Source organism: Frisingicoccus sp. (assembly GCA_016298055.1).
Classification (GTDB): domain Bacteria; phylum Bacillota; class Clostridia; order Lachnospirales; family Lachnospiraceae; genus Frisingicoccus.
The window spans coordinates 1-5090 of record JAEDDO010000128.1 but is presented as its reverse complement, the minus strand read 5'-3'; the positions used below and the strand labels follow the sequence as shown (position 1 = coordinate 5090).

The window sequence follows — 5090 nt, the reverse complement described above, 5'->3', positions numbered from 1 at the left end:
TCAATACATCCACATTAACAACACCGGAAGCAATTGCTGTCTCGTTATTGTTGTTATTATTGTTGTTGTTATCACTACCGTTATTGTTATTATTGCCGTTATTATCGCTGCCGCCATCTCCAGATTGTCCATCCAGCTGGACATAATCACTATGAACATAACCGGTCTTAATCTCACCATCCATCTGGCATGTAATCTTATACCACTCGCCATGAACCGATATAACTGTCAGACGGGTACCCTGAGCTACGCTTCCCATTCGTGAGTAATTGGTCCCCGGACCTGTACGTACATTCAGCCAGTCCGCCGTAATCACTCCGGACGAACTGGACGGACGTCTCGGCGTATCTGAAATGATATCTGTGATATAGTCACCGCGAACATATCCGGAAACTGAACCGGAAATCTTATACCATGTATATCCATCATCGCCCTGCACAGTTTCCAGTATCGTCACTGTTTCTCCCTGAGTCACTGTTCCAACACGGGAATATCCTGTGCCAGCACCGGAGCGTACATTCAATGCGTCTGCATTTACTTTTCCTGTTGTCGCAGCACTTACTCTCAGCGGACCAATACCTACGGCACAGGACGCAACCATCGCTGTCACTAACGCATATACAAGGCCTTTTTTCAAGCCATTGAACTTTTTCATAATGCCCTCCCTGCTGATTTATTACAAATCTATTACATATTTACTACAATTATGGCATAAACATTGCAAATAATCAACAGTTTTTTGCTTTTTTTATTAAAAAATAACCCGGGAGATATCTTCTCCCGGGTAAAAATCCAATATAACGCACAGCGTCTGATTTTATTCGGATCAAGCTTTTCCAACGGAACCAAATAATTCCATCTTTTCAATAACTTTAGCACGGATAGCTTCTGCACCTGGTTTTAACAGTTTACGAGGATCATAGCCTTTGCCTTCAAGATCCTTTCCCGCTTCAATATATTGACGTGTTGCTTCAGCAAAAACAAGCTGACACTCTGTATTTACATTGATCTTTGCAACACCAAGGGAAATAGCCTTTTTGATCATATCATCAGGAATACCTGTGCCGCCATGGAGAACTAATGGAAGATCTCCTGTAAGCTGCTGAACAGCATCCAGTGTCTCAAAGCTGAGCCCCTTCCAGTTTGCAGGATATTTGCCATGAATATTACCGATGCCTGCTGCAAGCATGTCCACGCCCAGATCTGCAATCATCTTACATTCATTAGGATCCGCACATTCACCTGCACCAACAACACCGTCTTCTTCTCCGCCGATGGAACCGACTTCTGCTTCCAGAGACATACCTTTCTCTTTACAGATTCTCACCAATTCTTTTGTTTTTTCAACATTCTCCTCAATCGGATATTTGGAGCCATCAAACATAATGGATGAAAAACCTGCTTCAATACATTTAAAACAGCCTTCATATGTTCCGTGATCCAGATGAATAGCTACTGGAACTGTAATCCCCAATTCATCAATCATAGCACTTGCCATGGCTGCTACTGTTTTAAAACCTGTCATATATTTTCCTGCACCTTCGGAAACACCCAGAATAACCGGTGATTTTGCTTCCTCTGCTGCAAGAAGGATCTCTTTTGTCCATTCCAGGTTATTGATGTTGAACTGTCCAACAGCATATTTACCTGCTACTGCTTTTTTTAACATTTCTTCTGCTGATACAAACATTTTTACACCCTCCATAACTCATTGTATTGTTAGTAGTTACTTAAAATTTTACTCTTAATTGTCTCAAAAATCAACGGTCTTTCTCAAATCTCTTGTTCTAAAGCAGATACGTAAATTTTACTGCTTCGCCCGAACATTGATTTCAATCGTACAATCAGAGATAAATCCGTCATTGATCTCCAACGCATATTCTGCCTGTACTCGAATCATATCTTCCTGCTCCTCCAGTTCTACACTAAAGGTATTAAAACATACTTCCATCATCCCGTATGGTGTCCGATACAGGGACATATTTTTTGTATTTGCCTCAAAAACCATATGCGCGCTGTGTGAACCATGCTTAATCATATCGATTCGCTTCGGTGTCATCTTCAGAGTGCTGCTGACTTGTTCTCCGGTCTCAGGAATCAATTCATCGTACACAATATAATGTTTCCCATTTCGAAAATAATAATTCCCCGTTGTAATGATCTCTGTGATACCATCATCACCATATTCATGCTGAATTCCCTTTATTGATAAAATCACTTCATTTGTCATTATGTACCTCCGCCATATTATTAATAATTCTCTATCGGAACAAGTCTTGTCGGGACAAGATCCACCGGAAGGATCGAATTCGCAAATTTACTGAAACGCTCTGCACCGTCACTGACAAAAAAATGATAAGATGTTTTTCCACTCTCGCGATAAAGTCCTTCCTGCTGCAGCAATGTCCTCAGACTGCAGGCTGTTTCATATGCCGGATTGACCAAAGTCACATCTTCCCCTACGATCCGTCCAATCGTCTTTCTAATCAGGGGATAATGCGTACACCCAAGAACCAGTGTATCAATATTCGAATCCAGAAGTGATCTGAGGTATCTGCGCGCCACCTCATCTGTTACGGGATCATTCGTCCATCCTTCCTCCACAAGGGATACAAACAGCGGACAGGCCTTTTGAACGACCTGTATCTCCGGATTATACTCCCGGATGACTCTCGGATAAATCTTACTTCCCACCGTACCTTCCGTGGCAATAATACCGATCCTTCCATTCCGTGTCGCATTAACCGCTGTAATCGCCCCCGGACGAACAACACCTATAATAGGAATGTCCAGTTTATCTTTTAAGACGTCAAGTGCATAGGATGTTGCCGTATTACATGCAATAACAATGGCTTTTACCTCTTTTGTCATTAAAAAATGGACGATCTGCTCAGAATAATTAATAACTGTATCCCGGGATTTTGTTCCGTAAGGTACCCGCGCTGTATCACCAAAATAGACAATATTCTCAGATGGAAGCTGACGAATAATCTCTCGAACAACCGTCAATCCTCCCACACCTGAATCAAAAACACCGATCGGTGCATCTATTTCTTTCATCTGATCCTCCTACCTCACGTAACGTTCAAATGCAATCTCGATCATCCGATCCACCAGTGCACTATTCTCCAGACCTTTTTCCTGCCACAACATAGGATACATACTGATCGATGTAAATCCCGGCATCGTATTGATCTCATTAAAGACGATACGATGTGTATCCTTCTCCATGAAGAAATCCACCCTTGCACATCCAAAACCATCAAGCGCCTTAAATATCTTCACTGCGTCTTCCCGCACTTCTTCCATCTTTCCTTCCGGAAATACAGGGTGAAGATCCGTTCTTGATTCCTGATTATTATATTTTGCATCAAAGGTATAGAAGTCTTCCGCAGAAAGAACTTCACCCACATCGGAAGCAATTGGATCATAACCGCCAAGTACGGCACATTCAATTTCCCGTCCGACAATTGCCTCTTCAACAAGAATATGAATGTCATGCTGTAAAGCAATCTGTAAGGCTTCCTTTAATGCTTCTCTGTTTGATGCCTTATTCACACCAACAGAAGATCCTGCCTTTGAAGGTTTAACAAAAACCGGATATCCCAGTTCGGACTCAACTCTTGCAACACAAGCTTCCGGATCACGCATATCCATATGGCTGATCGGTACATACTTTGCCTGACATATATCCAGATCATCCACCACAATCTTTGTATACCATTTGTCCATCGAAACACTGGATGCAAGAACACCACATCCTACATAAGGAATCTTTGCAAGCTCACACAGTCCCTGAATGGTTCCGTCCTCACCGTACATACCATGTAAAACAGGGAAGATGACATCCACTTTTTTCTTCTCAATTTTTCCATTTTCCATAAAAATAATGCCATGATCCCCTGCATCCGGAGAAATAAGTGCCTGCACACTGCCATTTTTCCATTCGCCATTCTCTACATCCTCAATGGAATCTGTCCGGATCCACCGTCCATCTTCTGTAATACCGATCAGAATCATATCATATTTTTCCGGATCCAGGGCCTTCATAACAGTCACACCGGATACGCAGGATACACTGTGTTCCGATGACTGTCCGCCAAATATAACCGCTACTGTCAATTTATTATTCATGCTTTACACCTCTGTCATATAGTCATAATGATTAAAATTTATTACTTATTGTACATGATTCACCCGTATTATTCAAGTAACAATGTAGAACAAAAAATGTCGGGAGATGAGTTATCTCTCATTCCCGACATTTTATTTCTATATTATAAGATTATAAGCTGCTCGAAAATAAACCAAACATTAATGTTTGTGATCCTGTATAATGACTCCGCCCTGTTCCATAGCGTCAATTTCTTCTTTAGAATATCCCAGCTCTTCCATAATTTTTACGGAATCTTCGCCGAGATACGGACAACGTCCGATACGGCCTTCTTCGTCTTTAATAGATGGTCGTTCTGTAAAGAATACCGGTGTTCTGGCGTAATAAATATTTTTTCCGTCCGGTGTTTCCTTTTTATATATATAATCATTTGCCCAGTTCTGCTCATCTAAAGCAACTTCTTCCATCGTCTGAACAACTTCAAACGGAATGTCCGCTTCTGTCAGCTTTTCAATCCACTCATTCAATGTAAACTGTGCAAATACCGGTTCAAGTGCTTCAACCATTACCGGAATATTCTGAAGCATCGCCTCATAATTATTAAATCGAGGGTCTTCTAATAAGAAGTCTGCACCGGATACTTTGACAAATCTAGGAAGCTGTACATCATACTGAAGCAGTGCTAACTGGAGCCATCTTCCATCTTTTGTCTTATATGTTGTTGCTGTTGCACTATTTGTTTGTTTTCTGCTTGTCGGAAGGATGCTTCCGTATTCCATAGCACCCATCATCCAGGATATACCGTAAACAGCTGTATCAAGTAAAGATACCGTTACACGTTCACCCTCGCCTGTTTTTGCCTGACGATACAGAGCAGCAAGAATACCGGATGCAAGAGCAATACCCGCATAGAAATCACCAAATCCGGAAATCGGTACGCCCGGTGCTGTATCCTTTTCCATAATGGATAATGCCA

The 5090-nt window shown here is 41.7% G+C and carries 6 protein-coding genes; all 6 read right to left on the bottom strand.

Translation table 11 applies throughout. The features are described 5' to 3' along the window. Positions 1 to 655, bottom strand: a 655-nt coding sequence (locus QZZ35_RS08930; protein WP_291237086.1) for an SH3 domain-containing protein, incomplete at its 3' end; no start/stop codon positions are given. A 171-nt stretch (positions 656 to 826) separates the two neighbouring features. Continuing rightward, complete coding sequence (fba, locus tag QZZ35_RS08925) at positions 827 to 1690, bottom strand: class II fructose-1,6-bisphosphate aldolase (RefSeq protein ID WP_291237085.1); 864 nt, start codon at positions 1688 to 1690, stop codon at positions 827 to 829. A 117-nt stretch (positions 1691 to 1807) separates the two neighbouring features. Then, positions 1808 to 2230, bottom strand: coding sequence for a DUF1934 domain-containing protein (locus QZZ35_RS08920; protein ID WP_291233908.1), 423 nt, complete (start codon positions 2228 to 2230; stop codon positions 1808 to 1810). 20 nt (positions 2231 to 2250) lie between these two features. Continuing rightward, the gene (gene murI / locus QZZ35_RS08915) at positions 2251 to 3060 is read right to left on the bottom strand and encodes a glutamate racemase (protein ID WP_291237084.1); all 810 of its coding nucleotides are present in this window, start codon (positions 3058 to 3060) and stop codon (positions 2251 to 2253) included. 9 nt (positions 3061 to 3069) lie between these two features. Further along, the gene (locus tag QZZ35_RS08910) at positions 3070 to 4134 is read right to left on the bottom strand and encodes a D-alanine--D-alanine ligase family protein (protein ID WP_291237083.1); all 1065 of its coding nucleotides are present in this window, start codon (positions 4132 to 4134) and stop codon (positions 3070 to 3072) included. Positions 4135 to 4314: 180 nt separating this feature from the next. After that, positions 4315 to 5090: CoA transferase (locus tag QZZ35_RS08905; protein ID WP_291237082.1), on the bottom strand; the 776-nt coding region annotated here is incomplete at its 5' end.